Genomic DNA, 26,027 nt, shown 5'->3' with positions numbered 1-26,027 from the left:
ATACGAGAATAATAAATATGAATAAAAATACACTTGTTGTGGGCTTTATGCTCTTTGCTATGTTTTTTGGAGCAGGAAATCTGATTTTTCCACCACGTTTAGGGCTAGAACATTCTGTTGGTTTTTGGCCGGCAGTATTAGGGTTTGTAGTAACCGGAGTGAGCTTACCGATTATTGGTATTATCGTCAGTAGTTACTATGAAGGTGGCTATAAAAAAGCGTTAGATCGTATTCACCCTTGGTTTTCTATTTTATTTTTATCCGCCATTTATTTAAGCATTGGGCCGTTTTTCGCAATTCCTCGCACCGCAGCAACGGCTTATGAAATCGCGATTGTTCCCTTTACAAACGAACCTTCCTCTATTTCTCTGCTTATTTTTACCGCACTTTATTTTGCTATTGCTCTTTGGTTAGCACTAAACCCATCAAAAATGGTAGAACGCATTGGAGCCATTTTAACTCCAGTATTGTTATTATCTATTTTTGCGTTAATTATCCGTGCTTTCTTCTTATTAGATGAGCAACCTCATGTGGAGCCAACTAGCACGCAAACAGGCTCGCCTTTTTTTCAGGGCATACTTGCCGGTTATTTTACTATGGATGCATTAGCCGCTATCGCATTTTCGGTGATTGTGATCATGTCTATTAAAAACCGCAGTATTTCTACAGAACAATCATCATTAAGAAAACAAACCATTATCGCAAGCTTTATCTCTGTGACTTTTCTTGCGCTAATTTATATCGCTCTCGCTTGGATTGGGCGTAATTTACCGATTTCTGCCGAAACCTTACAAGAATTAGCGAATAAAGAACAAGATGTTGGCACTTACATTCTCAACCTTGCCACCGTGATGGCCTTTGGGGAATTTGGGCGCACAATATTAGGCATTATTGTTTCATTAGCCTGTTTAACCACAGCCATTGGGTTAATCGCTTCTGTGAGTGAATATTTTAATGAAATCTATCACAAAATCTCTTATAAAACATATGTGGTCATTTGTACTTTAATTGGATTCGTCTTATCTAATCAAGGATTGAGCGCTGTCATCAGTAAATCTGTTCCTATGCTACTTATCCTTTATCCTATCGCAATCACAGTGATTCTTTTGTTATCCGTGAACATTATTATAAAACTACCTCTACTCGCCCAACGGCTTGCGATGGCATTTGTTACGCTGATTTCTATTGCTTCTGTGTCAGATCTAGCCTTTACCCAAGTCCTCCCTCTCAAATCCTATTCAATGGAGTGGATTCCATTTGCAATAGCGGGATGTGTACTCGGTTGCATGATAGAAACATGGCGCAAAACAAAGCAAGTATAAAAAGCGCATAAAAAAAGAGCGGTAAAAAATTATGTTATTTTTACCGCTCTTTTACTGATATTATCATCAAATCAATTCGGGTTGAAATTTGATAAAACAGCTAACCAGTGTCGACTCCAGCTATTTGCCCCAAACTTCTTCTGCAATATCACGGATAAAATCTAATTTTGCCCACTGCTGTTCTTCCGTCAATATATTCCCTTCCTCTGTGGAAGCAAAACCACATTGCGGACTTAAACAAAGTTGGTTAATATCCACATACTGCGCAGCCTCTTTGATACGTGTAATAATGTCTTCACGCTTCTCTAAAGCACCGTCTTTTGATGTAACTAAGCCTAATACCACTTGCTGATCTTTAATAAAACGTAACGGTTTAAAATCCCCTGCTCGTTCTGAATCATATTCTAAAAAGAAACCATCTACATGACATGAGCCGAATAAAATTTCCGCCACTGGTTCATAGCCGCCAGAAGAAAACCAGGTTGAACGGAAATTACCACGACAAATATGCATTGTAATCGCTAAATCCTGTGCGGGTTTTGCCTCTACAATTTTATTCAACATATACACATAATCTTTAGCAATTTGATCTAAATCGAACCCTCTCGCTTGATAGGCCTCGCGTTTATCTTCCGCGCAAAACTCACCCCAGCTGGTATCGTCTAATTGTAAATTCCGACAGCCTAGCTGATAAAAAATTTGCATCGCCTTAATATAGGCAGCGGCAATATCGTCTAATAACTGCTGATTGTTATTTTCATAACGTGGGATAGGCTGATAATCTGTAGCACGCACATTCGTAATCAAATGCAACATCGATGGAGACGGAATCGTCAATTTAACTTCTGTTCCCTCTGCAATTTGCTGTAACGAACGAAAATGCGCGACAAATGGGTGGTTTTGTGAAAAATCTACTTTATCCACAATTTTTAACGTCTTTGGGCGTACACTGTGGGCTTTAAACTGTACAGAAAACTTTTCTGCATCGACTTCTTCTACACCATCTAACCCAGCAAGGAAATCCAAATGCCAAAAAGTACGGCGAAACTCACCATCACTCACGGCATTCAATCCCACGCGTTTTTGCTGTGCAACTAATTTTGCAATTTCACTATCTTCCACTTGCGTTAAATCTGCACAAGAAATATCACCACACGCACATTGGGCACGAGCTTGCTTTAAATTCTCAGGACGTAAAAAACTGCCTACCATATCAAAACGATAAGGCGCTTTAGTGCGAGGTTTTGCGTGTTCAAATAATGCTGTCATAACTACTTCCTTTATTTATCCAAATGATGTCAGGTATTCTAACAAAAATTCTGTTTAAGCAAGGATGAAAAGAATTTGCCCCATTATGAATAAAATTCATAACAGGGCAAAAGTGCGGTCTATTTTAGCGATAATTTACTGTTTCAGTTTCAGTCAAATAGATCTGCGTTTTAGCAAGCTGTGTTTGGGCAATAATTTTACCCTGACGAATAGAATAGCGAGTTGGAACTTGGCGACGCACTGCATCAAACCCATTTTCAGCCGGCAAGATCACGAGATTTGCACTATTCCCCTCCACAATGCCATAATCCATTAGTCCTAACGCTTTGGCGCTGTTTTCAGTGACTAATTTTAAGCCATCATTAATTTGTCCATACCCCATGAGCTGACAAATATGTAACCCCATATGTAATACTTGTAACATATTTGCTGTGCCTAGAGGATACCAAGGATCAAACACATCATCATGCCCAAAACACACATTAATATTATTTTTCAACATTTCTTTCACTCGCGTAACCCCACGTCGTTTAGGGTAGCTATCAAAACGCCCTTGTAAGTGAATATTCACGAGTGGATTGGCCACAAAATGAATACCGGACATCTTCAATAAACGAAATAAACGTGAAGCATAAGCGTTATTGTAGGAATGCATAGCTGTCGTATGGCTAGCAGTTACCTTATCCCCCATCTCATATTTTAATGCTAACGCCGCAACGGTTTCGACAAAACGAGATTGCTCATCATCAATTTCATCACAATGAATATCAATTTGTTTACCATATTTGCGCGCAATTTGGAAAGCAATATGCATCGATTCCACACCATATTCACGGGTAAATTCAAAATGTGGAATGCCTCCAACAACATCAGCCCCCATCGCCATAGCCTGATCAAGTAACTGTTCACCATTTGGGTAAGACAAAATACCTTCTTGAGGAAAGGCTACAATTTGAACATCAACCCAAGGCGCAACTTCTTTTTTCACCTCTAACATCGCTTTTAAAGCGGTCAAAGTGGGATCCGATACATCAACATGGGTTCGCACATATTGCACACCATTGGCAATTTGCCATTTTAGGGTTTTCCATGCTCGGCTTTTCACGTCTTCATGACTCAGTAAGGATTTTCTCTCCGCCCAGCGCTCAATCCCCTCAAATAAAGTACCCGATTGATTCCAATTTGGCTGCCCTGCCGTTTGGGTTGCATCTAAATGAATATGTGGTTCAACAAAAGGTGGGTAAGCGATCCCCTGTTCACCATCTACGATTTCGCCGCTGTAATCAAGTGCGGTCTGATTTTCACAAATTTTTTGAATTTTACCGTTTTCAATTAAAATCTGCCAAAGCCCCTCTCTATTGGGTAAATGTACATTTTTGATTAACATTTCTCACTCCTTATTGAAACGGCTTACGTAAAATTGGGTTTAAAATCAAATAAGCAACTGCCCCACCTAATACGGCATTGACGGGAATAATGCCCGGTAAATATTTACCACACGCTACACCAATCCCTACCGCAACAATAGCCGCCCAGTTAATATTCACAAAACGGGCTTGCTCAAAATCTTGGTAAGCATGACGACGCGTTAAGTAATCGGCAATAATAACACCACCTATAGGCGGAATAGCGGCAGATAAAAAGGTTAACCAACCCACAAAATTATTATATAACCAAAGCGCACAAAGGGTGCCGACAATACCATTGACTACAGATAAAATGCGACTGCTTACTCCTGTAATATTGGCAAAGCCTAAACCTGAAGCATAAAGTGCATTATCATTCGTTGTCCAAATATTCAGTCCTAACACAATAATCGCTGGCAATAATAAACCTTGTGCAACCATAACATCGGAAATATCCGCCATTCCTTTAGCAGCAGCCCCCGCAGCACCAAACACAAACATTAGGGAATTACCTAAAAAGAATGCAATCATTGCAATCAAAATAGCCTGCTTCGCCTTTCGACCAAAACGAACAAAATCAGCCGTCAAGGAACCCGCACTAATAAACGACCCCACCACCAAAGTAATTGCCATAGATAAAGACATACTCTCTTCTGGCACAATCGCTTTTAAAGCGGATAATCCGCCCAGTTCTCCCACAGCCAAATAGACCGAATAGCCACCTAACAACGCAATGGCCGGCACAGCCACAGCAGATAATACTGTCAATGCTGAAATACCAAAAAATACTGTGGCTGTCATCAACGCACCTGAGGCGAGAATCAGCATATTCACATCTATGCCAGTAAATTTATTCACAGGAATCGCAAACATAGCGACCCCAACACCAAACCAACCGACTTGAGTGCCGCCGAGTAATAAAGAAGGTAACCAAGAGCCTTTTATACCAAAAGAATAGCGCGCGAGGATATGGGTTGTTAATCCAGTTTTTGCGCCAATGTAACCGAGTAGTGCCGTATAAACACCCAACATCAGATTACCTATGATCACGGCCAGCCAAAAATCATCATAGGTCAATGATGTTCCAAGTGTCCCACCGGTCCACATACTTGCAGAGAAAAATGTTAATCCTAACATCACGAAAGTTAAGGCAATGACACCCTTGCGTTCATGTTGCGGCACCGGCTTTAAACTATAATTATCAGCACTCATAATATTCCTTATAATAAAATAAAAATCTCGTCATTATAGTCCGGTTATGCACAAAAGCAAACGATTGCCTACATTAACTTAACTGCAAAGTAATCGCTTGCATAAAACAAGCAATTTTACATTCCCCGCAGCCATTACAATCCTTGCTTACTTGTATTTCATGGTCGATATAAATAGCCTGTTTTGGACAAGCTTCAACGCATGTTGTACAGGATTGGCCTCCATAAGATAAGCATTGCTGATTAAATATTGGACGTAACTCCGTATCTGCAGGAAAATGTAAATTTAAGGCATTAGTCGAACATGCTTTCGCACATTCTCCACAAAAGTTACAGCTTGCATAATCTATTTCTAAATGTGCTTTATGCTGCTTAATTTGAATCAAACCGAAAGGACAAGCCTTTACACACTCTCCACACCCTGTACAAGCAGCTAAAAACAGAGACTCTGTCGCACAAAAAGGCGGGCGACTTTCTTGACGTTTGTCATGCGTTATTGTGCCAGCTTTTTCTGCTGCCCCGAAAATACCACGTAATAATCCACGTCGAGAAACGTGATGATGAGATAAATAAGCATGATAATAACGTTCATCTTTCATGACAGCAGGCCACTAACGATAAAACTGAACTTTAGGAATCTCTATCGCCAAACATGTTTGCCAATAATCCAGCGTCTCCTGCGTTAATAATGCAAGGCCTTGATAAAACGGTGCGTCTTGTTGCGCGCTGAGTAGTGCCAAATAGCGGCTGCTCCAAATCAGAAAATGATCCCGCAGAAATTCTATCAGCAATTCCGGTCGACTTTCTGCCAAATATGCCGCTAACATTAACATCAATCCAATGTGATCTTCTGGTTCATCTTGTAAGCGCACAAACTCAATTTGATGATGGCGCAAAAAATCGCGCAATTTCAATAATGAATCCCCAAAAATAACCGATTCTTTATCTAAATAAACAGACCCCCAAGGCGGTGCAGGCAAAGCATTAGGCCCAATAAACATCGTTTGATACTGAACAGATAAATGCGCGGTATTGTTTAAAAGTGCGGTTATTTTTTCTGGATTTTTTAATCCTAACCATTCAGCCTGCCAGTTATTTTGCTGAAAATAATCTAAAACAGACCGCACTTTTTCCTCATCGGGCGCGTAATAAAATAATGAGCCTAATAAGCGGCCACTAATTGAAATCCAATTTATCGTAGTAGAGGTCATAGTTTTACCTTGTATAATGGGGCAGTCAATATTCTGTGCATTCATCTTATTTGATTACTATTAGATTTTCTTGCGAAAAAATCTCAATTATTTTTGATTTAATCTCATCTCCGGCAAAAATTGATTTAACTCAATATAGTTAGCATTACTCTCCCTATATTATGTCCCCATCTTTTACTTTTTTAAATAAATTTAGGGGGATTTTATGCACAAGCTTGTTTCAGATCAACCAACCTCACTACCACGTCGTGATTTATTAAAAAATAGCGTCGTCTTAGGTAGTGCAGCATTGGTTGCCAATAATTTATCCATTCCAATTGCCAAAGCACAAAACCAGACTACTCCACCATCATTACAAGAAGAAAAACTTGTTTGGAGCGCCTGCACCGTTAATTGCCACAGCCGTTGCCCATTACGTATGCATGTGAAAGACGGTGTAATTACCTATGTGGAAACAGACAATTTAGGTGAAGATATTTATGGCGATTTTCATCAAGTTCGAGCTTGTGCACGTGGACGATCTATGCGCCGTCGCGTATATAACCCTGATCGCTTAAAGTATCCAATGAAACGTATTGGAAAACGTGGTGAAGGAAAATTTAAACGCATTAGCTGGGAAGAAGCCTTTGAAGAAATCGCCAACAACTTAAAGCGCATTATTAAAGAACACGGCAATGAAAGTTTATATTTGCCATTTGCCACCGGCACTATTGGCGCAACCGTAGCTGCTTCTTATCCTCCTCCTCGTAGCATTGCAAGCCGTTTTATGAACAGTATTGGAGGCTGTCTTGGCCATCATGGTACTTATAGTTATTCACAAATCTTTGAAGCCATGCCGTTCATGTATGGTAGTAACGCGGCAAACAGTCCGACCGATATTGAGAACTCTAAATTAGTTGTCTATTTCGGTAACAATCCGGCAGAAACCCGTATGAGTGGTGGTGGAGTGACTTATTTAGCACAACAAGCGATGGAGCGTTCTCAAGCTAAGATGATTATGATTGATCCTCGCTATAATGATACTGCTGGTGGACGTGAAGACGAATGGGTGCCTATTCGTCCGGGTACTGATGCTGCATTTGTCGAAGGTATGGCTTATGTCATGATCACTGAAAATTTAGTAGACCAAGCTTTTTTAGACACCTATTGTGTTGGTTACGATGAAAAAACCTTGCCAGCCTCTGCTAAACCCAATGCCCATTATAAAGCCTATATTTTGGGTGATGGCGAAGATGGTATTGCGAAAACACCAGAATGGGCTGAAAAAATTACCTCCATTCCTAAAGCAACTATTGTACGTTTAGCGCGTGAAATCGCCACCACTAAACCCGCCTATATTTGTCAAGGTTGGGGACCACAACGCCATGCCAACGGCGAACAAACATCACGAGCAATTGCTATGTTAGCATGTTTGACTGGGAATGTTGGTATTAGTGGCGGTAATAGTGGCTCTCGCGAGGGTTTCTATACGATTCCGTTTGTCCGCTTGCCCGCAATGGATAATCCAATTAAAGCAAAAATTCCTATTTTTATGTGGACCGATGCAGTCACTCGTGGAACAGAAATGACAGCCTTAAAAGATGGTTTAAAAGGCGCGGAAAAATTAAACAAGAATATCAAGTTTATTCTGAATTATGCAGGCAACTGTATTATTAATCAGCATTCGGATATTAACCGCACATTAGATATTCTCAGTGATGAAAGTCAGTTAGAAATGCTTGTTGTCATTGATAACCATATGACCTCTACAGCTAAATGTGCAGATATTCTGCTACCAGACTGTACAACTTCTGAACAAATGGATTTCTGTATGGACGGTTCTGCGGGTAACATGGGATACGTCATCTTTGCAGATAAAGCCATTGAACCACAATTTGAATGCAAACCAATTTATGAAATTCTCAGCGGTATTGCCGAAAAAATGGGGGCAAAAGAGATTTTTACTGAAGGTCGAACCCAAGAAGAGTGGCTACGTCATCTCTATCAACAAACACAAAGCAAAAACCCTTTCTTCCAAGATATCAGCTTCGAAGAATTTCGTGAACGTGGCATTATCAAGCAAAAAGATCCAAATGGACATATGGTGGCATTTAAAAAATTCCGAGAAGATCCTATTGCTAATCCATTAACTACGCCATCAGGCAAAATCGAAGTCTACTCTGAGCGTTTAGCCAAAATTGCTGAAACTTGGGAATTGCAAGAGGGGGATATCATTAGCCCACTTCCTATTTATGCGCCTGCTGTGGAGGGTTGGGATGACCCTAAACGCGCGCAATACCCATTGCAATTAGTGGGTTTTCATTATAAATCTCGTGTGCATTCCACTTATGGAAACGTTGATGTATTGGATCAAGCCTCCTTACAATCCGTTTGGATTAATCCAATTGATGCCGCCCAACGTGGTATTAAACATAATCAAATGGTACGTATCTTTAACGATCGCGGTGAAACTCGTGTTATGGCAAATGTGACTCCACGTATTTTACCTGGTGTTGTTGCTATGGGCGAGGGGGCATGGTACAAGCCTGATGGTCAAAAAGTCGATCATAACGGCAGCTTCAATGTCTTAACCACTCAGCGCCCTTCGCCTTTATCAAAAGGGAATCCACAACATACCAATTTAGTACAAATTGCTGCGGTAGGAGGTGCATAATGAAACAGCAATACGGATTTTATATTGATACTCAACGTTGTACCGGTTGCAAAACCTGCGAGTTAGCCTGTAAAGATTATAAAGACCTCACGCCTGATGTGAGTTACCGCCGGATTTATGAGTACTGCGGGGGGGGTTGGAAACAAGAGGGCGAGGCATGGACTCAAGATGTCTTTTCCTATTACCTCTCAATTTCCTGTAACCATTGCGATAACCCAGCTTGTGCAAGTGTATGCCCAAGTGGTGCAATGCATAAACGTGAAGACGGTTTTGTCGTGGTGAACCAAGATATTTGTATTGGGTGTCAATATTGCAGCATGGCTTGCCCTTATGGTGCGCCTCAATTCAATAAAAATACAGGTCGAATGACAAAATGTGATGGCTGCTTCGAGCGTGTAGAACAAGGTAAAAAACCCATGTGTGTTGAGTCTTGTCCATTACGTGCATTAGATTTATTACCAATGGACGAATTAAAAGCAAAATATGGTGATATTAAAGATGTTGCGCCATTGCCACCATCTCATTATACCCAGCCTAATATTGCATTACGGTTAAATAAAAATGCGAAGCCGGCGGATTATCGCGATGGTTTCTTAGCTAATCCAAAGGAGGTGTAACATGGAAGCAGGATTACATGAACTACCTTTAGTTATTTTTACGGTGTTAGGACAAGGTGTTGCGGGTGCATTTATTGCGTTAAGCTTTTTATTATTGACACAAAAAGAGGTGTATATTCAACGCAAAGCACACTATGCCATGACAGTGTTATGGGTTCTTATGGCAATTGCTTTCATTGCCTCAACCACTCATTTAGGTTCCCCAGAGCGTGCATTTAATGCGCTCAATCGGGTAGGGCAATCAGGCTTAAGTAATGAAATTGCAACAGGATCCCTCTTTTTTGCTACCGGCGTAGCTTACTGGCTCTTCGGCATCGCACGCTGGTTACCTGAAACATGGCAAAAGAACGGGATTATTCGTTTGTTAAATAAAATTTCAGGATTTTTGACCGCACTTTGGCAACCTATTTTATTAATTGTTGTGAGTTTATTAGGCATTGGCTTTGTTTATACGATGTCCTCATTATACGCTATACCAACTGTCCCTACATGGAATACGGTTTATACCCCTATTGCTTTTGGTTTAACTGCCCTGTTAGTTGGCTTCACTCTCACGATTTGTTTATGCCAATACGCTGACATTAAAAAAGAGCAAAAAGGATATTTGGCACTCCTTTGGTTGGCTTTTATTATTGCCATAATCAGTAACTATCGCTACTACCATTATTTACAAAATGTCAGTTCTGCAGTTGTCAATGCTTTAGATTTAGTGCCTGAACTCGCGAGTATTTCTATCATTCGCTTAGTATTACTCTTAGTGGGTTTACTGCTTACTACTTTAGCCTATCGCAAACACACTCCATTCCTTGCCCTAATTGGCGTATGCTGTGTGTTCATAGCTGAATGCTTGATGCGGATTCTATTTTATGGTTCACACATGACCGTAGGTATGAAAGCATTAGGCTTATAACCCTTTCTTAATCAAACCCGGTATATCCGGGTTTGATTTTTTCTCGAAATTGACTTGGCGGCATGCCATAACGCGCCTTAAATGCTTGACTGAAATGCGCTTCAGATTTATAACCTACGCCCAATGCAATAGCTAAAATCGACTTATGACTTTCTCTCAACAACATTTCCGCTTTTTGCATGCGTAAATCCATCAAAAACTTACCAGGCAGCATATCGGTTTTTTGCTTAAATAAACGAATAAAACTTGCGCGAGACATGGCACAAAGTTCGGCAAGTCGCTCCATATTCCATTCATACTCAGGCTGTCGCAACATACTCTCCACCGCTATGGCTAACCGTTTATCCAATAATGCACCTAATATACCTGAACGAATATCACTTTTTTCCGCATAATCTCGCACTAAATAAGTAAACATTGCATTACACAATGAATCAATAATTGATTTACTGGGTAATTTTAACGAAGCTTCATGTTGTAATAGCTGCAATAATGCATTCAGTTGAGGGTGTGTTTGAGCAGATAAATGCAAAAAATCGGGTAAGTTCAAGAAAGAACGAGAATAGGTTGAATAACGTACATAGCCACAGAACATTTCAAAATCATACTGTTGTATTTGATTTGTTTTCAATGAAAATGCCCCATATTCGCAAGCACTCATTCCCCCAAGACATGCCTCACAATGTTGCAGCCCGCAACTTCCTATGTGATGTGCCAAACCATAAGGCAAGAAAAATACATCTCCTGTTTTTAAATGATAATGTTCTTGATTGTCCAAAATCACTTCGCAAGAACCTTGCGAAATAATGTGGAAAATCCCCATTGCTTCGACTTCTTGTGCATGCTTAACCTGCCAATTCCCCTGAAAACGACATAAAGTATTAATTTCGCCTTCTACTTTTGAAAGGCGAATTAATTTATCTAAATAATCCATACCATTTTCCTCATCATTGCCCTAGCCTCCTTGTCAAACTGACTTGCTTTCCGAAATAAAATCAATCAGTTAAAAATTATTTATACCATACTATAAGCTTATCTAATACTATTATTAAAATCTTTTTATTTACATTTTTTTAACACTTAAGTAGTTTTCTATTATTTAACATAAAAGGAGCGCCTTATGTCACCGACAAATTCTATTTTTGATACTATCTCCAGCTGGCAACAAGAAGCCCGCTCAATTCGTCAACACCTCCACCAATATCCCGAGATTGGCTTTACGGAGGTAAAAACACAATCTTTCATCGTTGAATTACTGACTAAGTATGGCGTTGACAGTATTGATACCTCATTTGCAAAAACAGGGGTCGTTGCCACGATTAAAGGTCATATTGATGGACCTCTCATTGGTCTACGCGCAGATATTGACGCCTTACCGATCAACGAAGCAAATGCTTTTTCATATCGTTCACAGCACTCTGGTTATATGCATGCTTGTGGACATGATGGTCATACAACTATGCTTTTAATGGCAGCTAAATTCTTATGCTTAAATCGTGATTTCGCGGGTACTGCTGTATTATTTTTTCAGCCAGCCGAAGAAGGGTTAGGTGGAGCTAAAGCCATGATAACCGAAGGCGTACTAAAGAAATACCCTGTTGTTTCAATTTACGCATTACACAATATGCCTAATATGCCAAGCCATACTTTTGGATTTAAAAGCGGTCCAATAATGGCAAGCTCCGACCGTTTTTATATTACCGTTACAGGCAACGGTGGGCACGCTGCAATGCCACATACCACTAAAGACCCTCTGCTAGGTGCCACCTTTATTTATCAAGGTATACAGAGTTTTGTCGCAAGAACATTTAATCCTTTAGATTCTGTTGTCGTGTCTGTCACTCAAATCCATTGCGGTGAAACAACTAATGTTATTGCAGATAAAGCTGAGTTAACAGGCACATTCCGTACATTAAACAATCAAGTACGCCAACAAGTTATTGAGCAATTAGAACAACTTGTGCCACATATTGCTCAAGCATTTAATTTAGAAGCCCATATAAAATTTGGTGCCATCTCTCATCCTGTAACGATGAATACACAACAGGAAACAGAACGAGCAATCACTGCAGCACAACAGATTGTAGGTATAGACAAGGTTGATTGCGATATTTTACCACTGATGGGAAGTGAAGATTTTTCTATTTTTCTTAATGAAGTACCAGGCTGTTACGGTTTTATTGGTAATGGTGATAGTGCAGCTCTGCATAATACAAAGTATGACTTTAATGATGAAATTATTCCATATGGCGCAAGTTATTTCGTTCAAGTCGTAAAATCATACACATAAAATTAATTCTCTATTCAATAAGAGGTGAATTATGAAAACACAACCGACAACATTTTCCGATAGAATCGAACATATAGGTAATAAAATTCCACACCCATTTTACCTATTTATTTATCTTTGCATTGCGATTGCAATTATCTCTAGCATTTTAAATGCATTTGATACCACCATTTTGCATCCTGCAACAAAAGAAACGGTAGCAATCAAAAGTATATTAAGCAGTGAGGGGTTAATTTATATTCTTAATTCTACTGTAAATAATTTTATTGGCTTTAAACCACTCGGCCTAGTGTTATGTATGATGATTGCTATTGGTTTATTACAAGAGGTTGGATTAGCCAATGCTGCCATTAAAGCACTTTTATTAAATGCACCTAAGAAACTAGTAACGGCATGTATATTTTTTGTGGGTATTATAGGAAATTTAGCTTCTGACGCAGCTTTTATTTTAGTCCCACCTATTGCAGGTATTATTTTCCTTGCAACCAAACGTAATCCTGTTGTTGGCGTTGCTGCTGGCTTTGTTGCAGTTGCAGCTGGTTTTACAGCCAATATCTTTATTGCTGGTACAGATTTGCTTCTTTCGGGTATTACCAATGAAGCAATAAAATCCGTTTCTAATGTACAAATTTCACCCGCCGCTAATTGGTACTTTATGTTGGTATCTGTACCTTTTTTAGTTGTGGTATGCACACTTATTACTGAAAAAATTATAGAGCCACGCTTTCCAAGCGGAGAACATTACGCCAATATGCAATCCAATGATAAAAATCTACAGGAAATTTCTGCTGATGAATATAAAGCATTAAAAGTCACAGGAATCGTTGCGCTATTATTTATCTTTGGTTTATGCGCCTTAATTTTTCCTGAATCCTCACCGCTACGCAACCCTAAGGGTGGCTTAGTTCCTTCACCTTTTTTAAGCGGAATCATTCCAATTCTAGTGGCTTTCTTTCTGCTTTGCTCGATTGTGTTTGGTGTTGTTGCTAAAAAAATTAAGCACCCTGATGATATTCCAAACTTAATGGCAAATTCATTACGTTCGGTAGGTACTTATATTGTATTAGTATTTGTGATTTCACAATTTATTGCTTGGTTTAACTGGACCAATCTTTCGACCTATCTTGCAGTCAGCGGAGCAAATTTTTTCTCTGATATGAATTTACCCCCTGTTTTTATGCTTGGTGCACTGATTGTCTTATCTGGCATAATTAACCTTGTTGTTTATAGTGGCTCTGCTCAATGGGCAATGATGGCTCCTGTATTTATCCCGCTATTTGTGCTATTAGGTATTGAGCCAGAGGCAATTCAAATGGCGTACCGTATAGGCGATTCAACGACCAATGTAATTTCGCCTACAAATGCCTATATTCCAATGATTCTAGCCATTATTGCTCAATATGATAGCAAAATGAAATTTGGTACCTTCCTTTCTATGATGTTGCCATATGCTTTAATTTTGCTGTTCGGCTGGGGAGCGTTATTCTTAATTTACTATTCATTTGGACTACCGATAGGACCAATGTAATTTTCTTTCACTGCACTCCAAGAGTGAATGATATTTAGCGCTTGATGATAAAAAAGGGTTATCATAGGGTGGTGATAATCCTTTCTTTTTACTAAGCCTATTTCTCGGTATGCTCTAGGATCTTCAATAGGAATAAATTTTACACGCTCATGTTTTTTCAAAAAAGCAAACATAGAAGAAAGAATTGAACATCCCAATTTATTTTGTACCATACCGACTATCGTTTCAGCGCGGTGTATATTAAAGCTCGGCTGATAATTAAGATTTAACTGCTCATAAGTTTGCTCAACGAGATGACGAATTGATGTATTTTGTTCTACACCAATATTCACAAAAGAATGAATATTCTCCCAGCTAACAAGCTCCCGATCAGCCAATGGATGATCTTCTGGACAAAGAAAACACATATAGTCTTTAAAGAGCGGTAAGAATTCTAAATCTTTTTGTTCCACTTTAATATTCACGCCTATATCAACTGCCCCCGTTAATACCAATTGAGTAATATTATTCACTTTATTTTCTTGCAAAATAAACTCAACAGAATCATGTTCTTGTTTAAGAGCATAAATTGTCATAGGAATTAATGAAGCTGACACGGAATATAAACCAGAAATTTTAAATTGATATTGCCCACTATAAGCTTGAAATTGTTCTAATTTATTCACAATATCTAATGCATATTGATAAAAACGCTTACCAGATTCCGTTAAAATTAATCGATTCCCCTGTCTAATAAATAAAATACAATTTAACTGCTCACTTAATCTTTTTATAGATTGACTTAAGGCGGACTGCGTAACAAAACATTTTTCAGCAGCCTTAATCATGCTTTGTTCTTGCACTAAAATCGTGAACGCTTTTAATTGACGATAAGTAATTTCCATTGCCTAAATTCCATTTTTCCTTATTGTGCTTATCAAAATAATGTAAAACTAAAGCCACTTTTTGCTCTGCTAAACCTTATTCTTTTATCACTTTTTATTCTAAATTAGAATAATTTATACTTTAAACTTTTCCATTTTTCACGTAATTTAAACATTTCTATTTTTATCATTATCAAAGGGTTCTATTATGCATTATGGTCGATTATCTTTCCTAACTCTCGCGCTCACATTCAGTTATATTGGCACCACTCAAGGCAAAGCGCCTTCTGATACATTTATTCACTGTATCGCCACGCCGCCCATGAAACTCGGCCCTGCAATAACCAATGATGCAAACGATTTTAACGCCAGTTCACAACAAGTCTATAATCGATTAGTTGAGTTTAAACCTGGAAAAATAGAAGTAGAACCCGCTTTAGCAGAACGATGGGAAATTAGCGAGGATGGGCTAACTTATACTTTTCATTTACGCAAAGGCGTAAAATTCCATAGCCATAAACACTTTACACCAACGCGTGATTTCAATGCGGACGATGTTATTTTCTCCTTTATGCGACAGGCCGATAAATCTCACCCTTATCATAATGTCTCTGCTGGCACTTATTTTTATTATAACTGGATGAATTTACCCAATATTTTAGAGAAAATAGAAAAACTTGATGACTATACCGTCCAAATCCATTTAAAACAGCCAAATGCCCCATTTCTAACCATCGTTGCAATGGACTTTTTATCCATTTATTCCGCAGAATATGCTCAAAAACAACTCGCTGCCGGCAAACCGGATATCATCGATCAAATACCGATCGGCACCGGTCCTTTTATTTTCCAAGTTTATCAAACCGATCATGCCGTGCGCTATAAAGCAAATACAGATTATTGGAAAGGCAAGCCCAATATTGAACGTTTAATTTTCAGTGTCACACCTGATGCAAGCACTCGCTATGCTAAGCTGCAAGCCGGTGATTGTGATAGTATGGATTTTCCCAATATTTCAGATATCGGCCATATGAAAAACAATACGAATATACAACTTTTATCACGAGAAGGGTTAAATCTCGCTTATATTGGCTTAAATACAACTAAACCCATCTTAGACAATGTTAAAGTTCGCCAAGCCTTAAGCTATGCCACAGATCGTAAAGCAATCATCGCTGCGGTTTTTCAAGATGCTGGACATCTTGCGCTTAATCCCTATCCTAGCGCAGTATTAGGCTATAACTCGAAGGTTATGCAATACGAATATGATATAGAAAAAGCCAAAGCATTACTCGCTGAAGCCGGCTACCCTAATGGTTTTGAAACAGAAATTTGGGTACAACCTGTTGTCAGACCCTCTAATCCTAATCCGCGCAGAACCGCTGAATTACTACAATCTGACTGGGAAAAAATTGGTGTAAAAGCAAAACTCGTTACCCATGAATGGGCCGATTTTAATAAACGCACTCGAGAAGGTGAATTTTTTACTGGCACTTATGGCTGGACAAGTCGTAATGGCGATCCTGATAATTTCTTATTTCCGTTATTAAGCTGTGAGAATATTCCCGGTACGAATTACGCCCGTTGGTGTTCAGAAGAGATGGAAAGTTTATTACAGAAAGCAGCCTCTACATCAGATAACACAGAACGGGATAAACTCTATCAACAAGCCGTCGAATTATTTCAACAAAATGTGCCTTTTTTACCGTTAGCACATGCAATCAACTATGTCCCATTAAGCAAACGCGTGAAAAACTTTGAACAAAGCCCATTTGGCTATATGTCTTTTTATTCTGTGAATCTAGAAGAATAAGACAAAAATAATGAGGCAGGTTAACCTGCCTCACTTCAAATAAAATTAGAAATCGTAACGTAAACCGACTTTGACACCATAGTTATTCACACTTGCATCATCGACTTTCCCTAAACGATTATATTCCGCCCCAACGTTCAATTTCACATTTGGCGTCAAAGGATAAGTGGCACCCACTAATGCACCAACACCAACAGATGTTTCCTTATAATCCGCTTCACCATAAGTGCGATCATGAACATAGCGATCAGATAATTTTAATTGATTCACCGCTAAACGCCCACCAACATAAGGTTTCAAATCAGACTGCACAGGAATATCATAAATTGCAGATAAGCCCACTCCACGAACGGTGGTTTTAGCATTGCCTACCACGCTGCCATTCTGATAAGAATCTTTCACATCTTGATAATGTGTATAATCTACGGCTAAGCGAAAATCTTGCAGTTTATAACCTACACTCACTCGAGGCTCAAAACCGCTATCCTTAATTTTAGCATTTGCGTCAACTTCAGCCTTTGAATAACCTAAGTCACCTTGAACATACCAATTCGCTGATGCTGTAGATGCCATAGCCAATGCACCAAATGCAATCGTGAATAATGTTTTTTTCATAATATAAAATCTCCATGTGTATGAGTAGAGTGAGTTACTTTATAGGAGTATATCACTGATTTTACAAAAAATCATCTAACCAAGATAACGGCGATTGGCATTTTCGGCAGATATACACCGCTCTTTCATGTTGAACTTTCTGATGACGTCGAACGGTTAACTGATGAATCTGACAAGCACAGCGATATGGATAAGTTTTCCCTTGTACACTGCTGACATCAAATTGATGACAAGTGTCTGCAGGTATTTGAAAAAGGGAGACCATTACAAATTGCCATTCTTTGCCGTGTGGTTTAACTTGCCCGAATATCTGATAGACAATGAGATGGGCAACCTCATGAGGAACAACTTGATTAATAAATGCCTCTGGGTTCTCCAATAATAAAGTGCGGTTAAATTTGATACAGTTTTTCTGTAAATAAGCCACTCCCGCTTTTACGCCTCGTACATCATAACTCACAACCGGCATAGGGAAGCTTCGATTAAAATGTCTCTCGGCCAAATCTAGACAGGTCTTAAGCTTACGTTGGACTTGTAATTTAAGTAGGCGAAAATCATGACTCATAACACAAAATAAAAAAGCTATTGAGGGACTTGATATCTGCAATAGACATCACTCAATAGCTTTCAAAAAAACTTACTTCAATCCAGCCGCACTTTTTAAGTCTTCTGCACGATCAATTTTTTCCCAAGGGAACTGTTCTCGACCAAAATGACCATATGCTGCGGTTTCTCGATAAATTGGTTGAATAAGATCTAACATTTTAATCAAGCCATAAGGACGAAGATCAAAAAACTCTCGAACTAACTTCACCAATAAATCTTCACTGACTTTTGCCGTACCAAATGTTTCGATCATAATTGATGTCGGTTCAGCCACACCAATCGCATAAGAAAGTTGAATCTCACAACGATCCGCTAATCCAGCTGCAACAATATTTTTTGCAACATAACGAGCGGCATAAGCGGCTGAGCGATCAACTTTCGATGGATCTTTGCCTGAAAAAGCACCGCCTCCATGACGAGCTGCGCCACCATAAGTGTCCACAATAATTTTACGCCCTGTTAACCCACAATCGCCCATTGGCCCACCAATCACAAAGCGCCCTGTTGGGTTAATAAAATATTTGGTATCTTTGCTTAACCACTCACTAGGCAAAACAGGCTTAATAATTTCTTCCATGACCGCTTCATGTAGATGCGCTTGGCTAATATGTTCTGCATGTTGGGTTGATAATACGACTGCATCAATACCAACAATTTTGCCATCTTCATATTTTAACGTGACTTGACTTTTTGCATCAGGACGTAACCAATCTAATGTACCATTTTTACGGACTTGCGCCTGACGCTCCATTAAACGATGAGCATAAGTGATTGCCGCAGGCATAAATACCGGTGTTTCATTGGTTGCATAGCCGAACATAATACCCTGATCGCCTGCGCCTTGATCTAATGGATTTTCGCGGTCAACCCCCTGATTAATATCAGAAGATTGTTTTCCAATCGCATTTAATACTGCACAAGATTGACCATCAAATCCCATTTCTGAGGAAGTATAACCAATATCACAAATCACTTGGCGTGCTAAATTTTCAATATCGACCCATGCCGATGTCGTGATTTCGCCACCAACAAGCGCCATACCTGTTTTAACATAGGTTTCACACGCAACACGTGCTTTAGGATCTTGTTTTAAAATTTCATCAAGTACTGCATCAGAAATCTGATCAGCAATTTTATCCGGATGTCCTTCCGACACCGATTCAGAAGTGAATAAATGAGTTGTCATTACTTAAAACCTTTAGAAGTATTTACATCTAGACGGCTATCATACGCGTTTTATAAAAAAATTCAATGAAAATAAGGTGAATAAATCACCTTATTTTCGCTTTAATCATTAACTCACTTTCATACCAGCCAAAGCATGACTATCAACTGATAGCAGTGCCAATACACTATCATCTGCTGTTGCGCCGGTTAAAATCATACCTTCTGATACCCCAAATTTCATCTTACGCGGTGCAAGATTGGCGACCACGATAACAAAACGTCCAACTAACTCTTCTGGTTTATCATAAGCTGCTTTAATCCCTGAAAAAATCTGCCGTGTTTCATTGCCTAAATCCAAACTGAATTTTAACAATTTTTTAGATTCCGGTACGGCTTCACAATGTATGACTTTTGCTACACGTAAATCGATTTTCGCAAAATCATCAATACTAATAGTTTCAGCAATAGGTTCTATGTCACCCACCGCAACGTCTGTAGCAAGAACTTGTGTATTTTGTACCGCACTTTTCACTGCCGCATTTTCTTGTTTTGAAGCCTCAACCATCGCTTCAATTTGTTTGATCTCTAAACGCGTAAACAAGGCTTTAAATGGCGCGATTTGATGATTTAATAATGGAGAAGCTAAGTTATCCCACGTTAATTCCGTTTGTAAAAAGGCTTCTGCACGCTCTGCGAGTTTTGGTAATACTGGCTTCAAATATCCCATTAAAATACGGAAAAACTGAATTCCCATAGAACAAACAGCTTGTAATTCAGCCTCTCTTTCAGCGTCTTTAGCAATCACCCAAGGGGCTTTGTCGTCTACATATTTATTTGCTTTGTCACACAGCGCCATAATTTCACGAATCGCTTTACCATATTCGCGACTTTCATAATATGATGCAATCATATCAGCTTGCGCAGTAAACTCCTGCCAAAGCGCGTTATCTTCTATGTGTGCAGCAAGTTTTCCATCAAAACGCTTTTGAATAAACCCTGCATTACGTGAAGCTAAGTTCACTAGCTTATTCACGACATCTGTATTCACTCGTTGAACAAAATCATCTAAATTCAAATCCAAATCATCAATGCGCCCACTTAATTTTGCCGCATAATAATAACGCAAATATTCTGGGTCTAGATGTTTTAGATATGTTGCTGCTTGAATAAATGTCCCTCTTGATTTTGACATTTTTTCGCCATTTACCGTCACATAACCGTGAGCAAAAATATTGGTTGGTTTACGATACCCAGCCCCTTCTAGCATGGCCGGCCAAAATAAGCTATGAAAATACATAATATCTTTACCAATAAAATGATAAAGCTCCGCATCACTATCCTGTTGCCAAAAAGTATCAAAATTTAACCCGCGCTTTTCACATAAATTTTTAAATGAGGCCATATAGCCAATTGGCGCATCTAACCAAACATAAAAATATTTACCTGGCGCGTCAGGAATTTCAAAGCCAAAGTAAGGCGCATCGCGGGAAATATCCCATTGTTGTAACCCGGCATCAAACCACTCCTGCATTTTATTCGCCACTTCCGGTTGTAATGCACCTGAACGGTTCCAGGCCTTTAACATGCTTTCAAAACTTGGCAAATCAAAGAAAAAATGTTCTGATTCTTTCACAACCGGTGTAGCGCCTGAAACCGCTGAACGCGGATTGATCAACTCCGTTGGGCTATAAGTAGAAGAGCACACTTCACAATTATCCCCATACTGATCTTCCGCTTTACATTTAGGGCAAGTTCCTTTCACAAAGCGATCAGGTAAGAACATATTCTTTTCCGGATCAAATAACTGAGAAATAATGCGAGATTTAATAAAACCATTAGCTTTTAATTGGCGGTAAATCTTTTCTGAAAATACTCTATTTTCTTCGCTATGTGTTGAGTGATAATTATCAAAACTAATGTTAAATCCAGCAAAATCTGCCATATGGCTTTGCTGAACATCTGCAATGAGTTGTTCAGGGCTAATTCCCATCTGATCTGCTTTAAGCATGATAGGCGTGCCATGCGCATCATCTGCACAAACAAAATACACTTCATTACCACGCATACGCTGAAAGCGTACCCAAATATCCGCTTGGATATGTTCTAACATATGACCTAAATGAATAGGGCCATTGGCATAAGGCAACGCACAGGTCACTAAAATTTGACGACTTTTCGACATTCTTTTTATTTCCTAAAATAATGAAAAATTTTTCAAAATATTACCTGATTAGCGGTATTTTTTCCAGTTTAACCGTACTTTTGTATTTTCTGCTTAACAGTTTAAGGGGATCGTGATTAAATAAGAGTGAATAATCACTTATGGAAATAATAACAGGATAAATAGTATGGCTATTCAAGTTTCAAATTTAACCGATGCTCAGGAAAAGCAAGTCATTTCCCTGCTACAAGGTTTTCAACATGAGACATTACAAAAAGATCTCGTCACATTAGGTGCGATAAAAAAAATCGAAAAAGGTGTAGATACTTTGCGTATTGAGCTATCTTTGCCGTTTGCTTGGAATACGGGATTCACCCAATTACAATCAGCGCTAACCGCTTCTTTATTGCAGGCAACTGAGAGTAAAGAAGTAAAATGGGCGCTCACATACCAAATCGCCACATTAAAACGCGCTAATAACCACCCTGCGGTAAAAGGCGTAAAAAATATTATTGCGGTTACTTCTGGTAAAGGTGGGGTGGGTAAATCTACCGTCACCGTCAATCTCGCGCTTGCACTAAAAGCGCAAGGCGCTCGTGTAGGTATTCTAGATGCTGATATCTATGGTCCCTCTATCCCGCATATGTTAGGTGCTGCAAATCAGCGCCCGACCTCACCAGATAATCAGCATATCGTGCCAATTGAAGCACACGGTTTATTTTCTAATTCTATTGGCTATTTGATGGAAGCTGATAACGCAACTATTTGGCGTGGTCCAATGGCAAGTAGTGCATTAAGCCAATTATTAAACGAAACGCTGTGGCCAGATCTTGATTATTTAGTGATTGATATGCCTCCTGGTACAGGGGATATCCAACTCACTTTATCACAACAAATCCCCGTAACCGGTGCTGTGGTTGTCACTACACCACAAGATATCGCTTTACTTGATGCCATAAAAGGGATCACTATGTTCCAAAAAGTATCGGTCCCTGTATTAGGCGTGATTGAAAACATGTCTATGCATATTTGTAGTCAATGTGGACATCATGAGGCTTTATTTGGTACTGGAGGGGCAACCAAACTGGCTGAAAAGTATCAGGTTAAAATTTTAGGACAACAACCATTACATATTCGTTTACGTGAGGATTTAGATAAGGGTACTCCAACGGTAGTTGCGGCGCCAGAAGACGAGATCACGCAATCTTTCCTGCAATTAGCAGAGAAAGTAGCCAGTGAACTTTATTGGCAAGGCTCGGTTATTCCGGGAGAAATTTTATTCCGTGAAGTCAAATAGTGGGCGATTAAAAAGATAAATAAAAAGGGGTAAGCCTTGATGATCTTACCCCTATTCACCCAAATTAATCCGATTTTTTACCAAGTTGAGGCAATACCGAATCCTTGCTTGCGCTAATCAAGCCAGCCTGTGAATACACACTCAATTTATCACGAGTATCGACAATATCTAAATTACGCATTGTTAATTGACCAATACGATCGATTGGATCAAATGGTGCATCTTCCACTTTTTCCATACTCAGACGTTCTGCTGCATAGGTTAAGTTTGGCGATTCAGTATTCAATAATGAATAATCATTACCACGACGTAATTCAAGAGTGACCTCACCGGTAATTGCTCGTGCAACCCAGCGTTGGGCAGTTTCACGCAACATTAAAGCTTGTGGATCAAACCAGCGACCTTGATAAAGCAATCGACCTAAACGTAAACCATTAATACGGTATTGTTCGATAGTATCTTCGTTGTGAATACCTGTCACCAAACGCTCATAAGCAATGTGCAATAATGCCATTCCCGGCGCTTCATAGATCCCTCTTGATTTAGCTTCGATAATGCGGTTTTCAATTTGATCCGACATACCTAAACCATGACGGCCACCAATTCGATTCGCTTCTAAAAATAGTTCAACTGCATCGCTAAATGTTTTTCCGTTTAAAGCCACCGGCACACCTTCTTCAAAACGTACAGTAACAACCTCAGGTTTCACCTCTACATTTTCATCCCAAAATGCCACACCCATAATTGGTTTTACAATTTTGATTCCTGTGCTTAATTCTTCTAAGTCTTTAGCTTCATGAGTCGCACCCAACATATTCGAATCTGTTGAGTAGGCTTTTTCCACTGACATTTTATAATCAAAACCATTGGCAATCAGAAATTGTGACATTTCAAAACGGCCACCTAATTCATCAATAAACTGTTGATCTAGCCAAGGCTTATAAATTTTTAATGCTGGATTGGTTAATAAACCATAACGATAGAAACGCTCAATATCGTTACCTTTAAATGTCGAGCCATCTCCCCAAATATGTACATCATCTTCTTTCATTGCCGCAACTAACATCGTTCCGGTTACTGCTCGACCTAGTGGCGTTGTATTAAAATAAGTAATCCCACCAGTAGAGACATGGAATGCGCCTGATTGAATCGCCGCAATTCCTTCATGCGCTAACTGTGCGCGACAGTCAATCAAACGAGCTTTCTCAGCCCCATATTCCATCGCTTTGCGAGGAATTGCATTATAATCGTCTTCGTCCGGTTGGCCTAAGTTAGCTGTATAAGCATAAGGTACAGCGCCTTTTTGACGCATCCACAATAACGCAGCACTTGTATCTAAACCGCCTGAAAAAGCGATACCGACTTTTTGACCTTTTGGTAAGTGTTGTAAGATTGTATTTGACATGATAATTCCTATTGAAGCTAAGAGAAGTAATCGTTTGCGTGAATTGCAATGATATTATTATCAACGAAAAGTGCGGTAAAGTCTACCGCACTTTTTATGTAACGTTAATGTAATTTTAATGCTGGTTTAATAAAACGGTTAATATGACGAATCAAAATCAACACGCCGGTTTTTAGACAGCCATGTAATGCGTGATGATGCATTCGGTATAGAGAAATATAAGCCATACGCGCTAATTTCCCTTCAATCACCATAGATTTATCATCTTTTCCGATATTCCCCAATGCAGTAAATTTCGACAATGACACTAATGAACCTTTGTCGTTATACACAAATTTCTTTAATGGCTTATTATCAAATAATGCCACGATATTTTTATAACATAATTTGGCCATTTGATGCGCGGCTTGCGCACGAGGTGGCACTGGCTTGCCATTTTCTTGCAATAAAAATGCACAATCGCCTAAGGCAAAAATACTCTCATCTACGGTAGTTTGTAAGGTATCTTTCACATGAATTTGATTAATTCGATTAAGCTCTAAACCATCAAACTGCTGGGTAACAGAAGAAGCACGCACACCTGCCGCCCAAACAATTAAATCCGCCTCAATAATCTCACCGTTTTTCGTGTGCAATTTATTCGCCTCAGCCTCTGTAATCTGTGTATTCAGCTTTACTTGAGCGCCGAGTTCTTGTAAGTGGGCTAATACTGAGCTGGACACGCGTTCAGGCAATGCCGGTAATAAACGAGGTCCCGCCTCCACAAGTGTCACTTGTAAACAATGGCTATCGATTTTTCCATAACCATAAGAAGATAAATCTTGTGCGGCATGATATAACTCTGCGCACAACTCAACACCTGTCGCGCCACCACCGACAATAGCGATATTCACTTTACCTTCTTGCACTAATTTTTGCTTACTTTCTTCTTCTCCAATTTCATCAAGCGCGCTGTTTTCGGAAAATTTTAAAAATAATTCCAACATCTTATGATGAAAACGTAATGCTTGTTCTTGGCTATCGAGAAAAATACAATGTTCCTCTACGCCTTTGGTGCCAAAATCATTAGATTTGCTTCCAATCGCCAATACAAGATAATCATAAGGAATACGACGTGCCACCACGATCATATCTCCTTCCAATCCATAAACAGGCGCCAGTTCTACATATTTTTGCTCACGATTGATACGCACAATCGCGCCTTGTTCAAAATAAAATCCATGATTTCGCGCATGCGCTCGATAACTTAAAGCATCACTCCCATCATCTAATGCGCCCGTTGCTACTTCATGTAATAAAGGCTTCCAAAGGTGGGTGGAGTTTTTATCAATCAGGGTCACATTTGCTCGGGACTTTACGCCCATTTTATCCCCTAGAAATGTCGCTAGCTCAAGCCCGCCAGCCCCTCCACCGACAATCACAATATTTTTCATAATCATTCCTAAAATTTGATCTAAATCACAAAACTGAGCAGATTTTAGAATGTTTAATTAGGGTTGTCTAGTGGAATAAAAGGAAGTATTTTGCTTTAAAATTATCAAAGCACAAATTCATGTCAAGACAAAGAAAATAGGTGCAAATAATCCTCTCGGGCCTGACCGCGTATTGAAATAAATACTGAGTTATCCAAATAACTTATATTATGACTTAAATAAGAAAAGAATATGGCTGGGGTACTAGGAT

Annotated in this window: 21 protein-coding genes; 8 read left to right on the top strand and 13 right to left on the bottom strand. The window is 39.3% G+C overall.

Annotated elements, in window-relative coordinates:
* Positions 1–17: 17 nt before the first annotated feature.
* Positions 18–1,322, top strand: coding sequence for a branched-chain amino acid transport system II carrier protein (gene brnQ, locus CVP05_RS11575; RefSeq protein ID WP_100289725.1), 1,305 nt, complete (start codon positions 18–20; stop codon positions 1,320–1,322).
* A 120-nt stretch (positions 1,323–1,442) separates the two neighbouring features.
* Here brnQ and CVP05_RS11570 read toward each other — a convergent pair whose 3' ends face one another.
* The 5 genes from CVP05_RS11570 to dmsD all read right to left on the bottom strand — a co-directional run bounded on the left by CVP05_RS11570 (position 1,443) and on the right by dmsD (position 6,419).
* Complete coding sequence (locus tag CVP05_RS11570; protein WP_100289724.1) at positions 1,443–2,591, bottom strand: 5-methyltetrahydropteroyltriglutamate--homocysteine S-methyltransferase; 1,149 nt, start codon at positions 2,589–2,591, stop codon at positions 1,443–1,445.
* 124 nt (positions 2,592–2,715) lie between these two features.
* Complete coding sequence (locus CVP05_RS11565) at positions 2,716–3,978, bottom strand: cytosine deaminase (protein ID WP_100289723.1); 1,263 nt, start codon at positions 3,976–3,978, stop codon at positions 2,716–2,718.
* Positions 3,979–3,988: 10 nt separating this feature from the next.
* The gene (gene codB, locus CVP05_RS11560) at positions 3,989–5,209 is read right to left on the bottom strand and encodes a cytosine permease (RefSeq protein ID WP_100289722.1); all 1,221 of its coding nucleotides are present in this window, start codon (positions 5,207–5,209) and stop codon (positions 3,989–3,991) included.
* A gap of 73 nt (positions 5,210–5,282) precedes the next feature.
* Positions 5,283–5,807 (bottom strand): ferredoxin-type protein NapF, encoded by a 525-nt coding sequence (gene napF / locus CVP05_RS11555; RefSeq protein ID WP_100289721.1) that lies wholly within the window; start codon positions 5,805–5,807, stop codon positions 5,283–5,285.
* Between the two features lie 12 nt (positions 5,808–5,819).
* Positions 5,820–6,419 (bottom strand): Tat proofreading chaperone DmsD, encoded by a 600-nt coding sequence (gene dmsD, locus CVP05_RS11550; RefSeq protein WP_100289720.1) that lies wholly within the window; start codon positions 6,417–6,419, stop codon positions 5,820–5,822.
* A 205-nt stretch (positions 6,420–6,624) separates the two neighbouring features.
* On the opposite strand from dmsD, the gene CVP05_RS11545 reads away from it, so the two are divergent.
* From CVP05_RS11545 to CVP05_RS11535, 3 genes are read left to right on the top strand one after another with little or no spacing between them, the layout of a single operon-like run.
* Positions 6,625–9,072 carry a DmsA/YnfE/YnfF family dimethyl sulfoxide reductase gene (locus CVP05_RS11545; RefSeq protein WP_100289719.1) on the top strand — a complete coding sequence of 816 codons (2,448 nt, stop codon included), beginning with the start codon at positions 6,625–6,627 and terminating at the stop codon, positions 9,070–9,072.
* Complete coding sequence (locus CVP05_RS11540) at positions 9,072–9,689, top strand: DMSO/selenate family reductase complex B subunit (protein WP_100289718.1); 618 nt, start codon at positions 9,072–9,074, stop codon at positions 9,687–9,689. The genes CVP05_RS11545 and CVP05_RS11540 overlap by 1 nt, the downstream gene beginning before the upstream one ends.
* A 1-nt stretch (position 9,690) precedes the next feature.
* Positions 9,691–10,599, top strand: coding sequence for a dimethyl sulfoxide reductase anchor subunit family protein (locus CVP05_RS11535; RefSeq protein ID WP_100289717.1), 909 nt, complete (start codon positions 9,691–9,693; stop codon positions 10,597–10,599).
* Between the two features lie 7 nt (positions 10,600–10,606).
* Here the strand turns inward: CVP05_RS11535 and CVP05_RS11530 are convergent, their stop codons facing one another.
* Positions 10,607–11,533 (bottom strand): helix-turn-helix domain-containing protein, encoded by a 927-nt coding sequence (locus tag CVP05_RS11530; RefSeq protein WP_100289716.1) that lies wholly within the window; start codon positions 11,531–11,533, stop codon positions 10,607–10,609.
* Positions 11,534–11,719: 186 nt separating this feature from the next.
* Between CVP05_RS11530 and CVP05_RS11525 the strand changes: the two genes are divergently transcribed.
* Together CVP05_RS11525 and CVP05_RS11520 are read left to right on the top strand one after the other, a co-directional pair.
* Positions 11,720–12,889: a M20 aminoacylase family protein gene (locus CVP05_RS11525; protein ID WP_100289715.1), complete on the top strand. Its 1,170-nt coding sequence runs from the start codon at positions 11,720–11,722 to the stop codon at positions 12,887–12,889.
* Positions 12,890–12,920: 31 nt separating this feature from the next.
* Entirely contained in the window at positions 12,921–14,417 is a 1,497-nt protein-coding gene (locus tag CVP05_RS11520; RefSeq protein WP_100289714.1) for an AbgT family transporter, read from the top strand.
* Here the strand turns inward: CVP05_RS11520 and CVP05_RS11515 are convergent.
* On the bottom strand, positions 14,384–15,301 hold the full coding sequence (locus CVP05_RS11515; protein WP_100289713.1) for a LysR family transcriptional regulator: 918 nt from the start codon (positions 15,299–15,301) through the stop codon (positions 14,384–14,386). The genes CVP05_RS11520 and CVP05_RS11515 overlap by 34 nt on opposite strands.
* Before the next feature lie 187 nt (positions 15,302–15,488).
* Between CVP05_RS11515 and CVP05_RS11510 the strand changes: the two genes are divergently transcribed.
* Positions 15,489–17,093, top strand: coding sequence for an ABC transporter substrate-binding protein (locus tag CVP05_RS11510; protein WP_100289712.1), 1,605 nt, complete (start codon positions 15,489–15,491; stop codon positions 17,091–17,093).
* A 45-nt stretch (positions 17,094–17,138) separates the two neighbouring features.
* On the opposite strand, the gene CVP05_RS11505 is transcribed toward CVP05_RS11510, so the two are convergent.
* The 4 genes from CVP05_RS11505 to metG all read right to left on the bottom strand — a co-directional run bounded on the left by CVP05_RS11505 (position 17,139) and on the right by metG (position 21,663).
* Entirely contained in the window at positions 17,139–17,708 is a 570-nt protein-coding gene (locus tag CVP05_RS11505) for an opacity family porin (RefSeq protein WP_100289711.1), read from the bottom strand.
* A 61-nt stretch (positions 17,709–17,769) separates the two neighbouring features.
* Entirely contained in the window at positions 17,770–18,273 is a 504-nt protein-coding gene (locus CVP05_RS11500; protein ID WP_100289710.1) for a SprT family zinc-dependent metalloprotease, read from the bottom strand.
* Positions 18,274–18,345: 72 nt separating this feature from the next.
* Positions 18,346–19,500, bottom strand: a complete 1,155-nt coding sequence (gene metK, locus CVP05_RS11495; RefSeq protein ID WP_100289709.1) for a methionine adenosyltransferase — start codon at positions 19,498–19,500, stop codon at positions 18,346–18,348.
* Between the two features lie 108 nt (positions 19,501–19,608).
* Entirely contained in the window at positions 19,609–21,663 is a 2,055-nt protein-coding gene (gene metG / locus CVP05_RS11490) for a methionine--tRNA ligase (RefSeq protein WP_100289708.1), read from the bottom strand.
* Positions 21,664–21,829: 166 nt separating this feature from the next.
* On the opposite strand from metG, the gene apbC reads away from it, so the two are divergent.
* Positions 21,830–22,939, top strand: coding sequence for an iron-sulfur cluster carrier protein ApbC (apbC, locus tag CVP05_RS11485; protein ID WP_100289707.1), 1,110 nt, complete (start codon positions 21,830–21,832; stop codon positions 22,937–22,939).
* A 64-nt stretch (positions 22,940–23,003) separates the two neighbouring features.
* Here apbC and argG read toward each other — a convergent pair whose 3' ends face one another.
* Together argG and CVP05_RS11475 are read right to left on the bottom strand one after the other, a co-directional pair.
* Positions 23,004–24,344, bottom strand: a complete 1,341-nt coding sequence (argG, locus tag CVP05_RS11480) for an argininosuccinate synthase (protein WP_100289706.1) — start codon at positions 24,342–24,344, stop codon at positions 23,004–23,006.
* A 104-nt stretch (positions 24,345–24,448) separates the two neighbouring features.
* A complete protein-coding gene (locus CVP05_RS11475) occupies positions 24,449–25,777 on the bottom strand; it encodes an NAD(P)/FAD-dependent oxidoreductase (protein ID WP_100289705.1) in 1,329 nt (442 codons plus the stop codon).
* Positions 25,778–26,027: the final 250 nt, after the last annotated feature.

Source organism: Conservatibacter flavescens, from assembly GCF_002795425.1.
GTDB lineage: Bacteria > Pseudomonadota > Gammaproteobacteria > Enterobacterales > Pasteurellaceae > Conservatibacter > Conservatibacter flavescens.
Note: the sequence above shows the minus strand (reverse complement) of the source record. Positions and strands in the feature narration are given on the sequence as shown.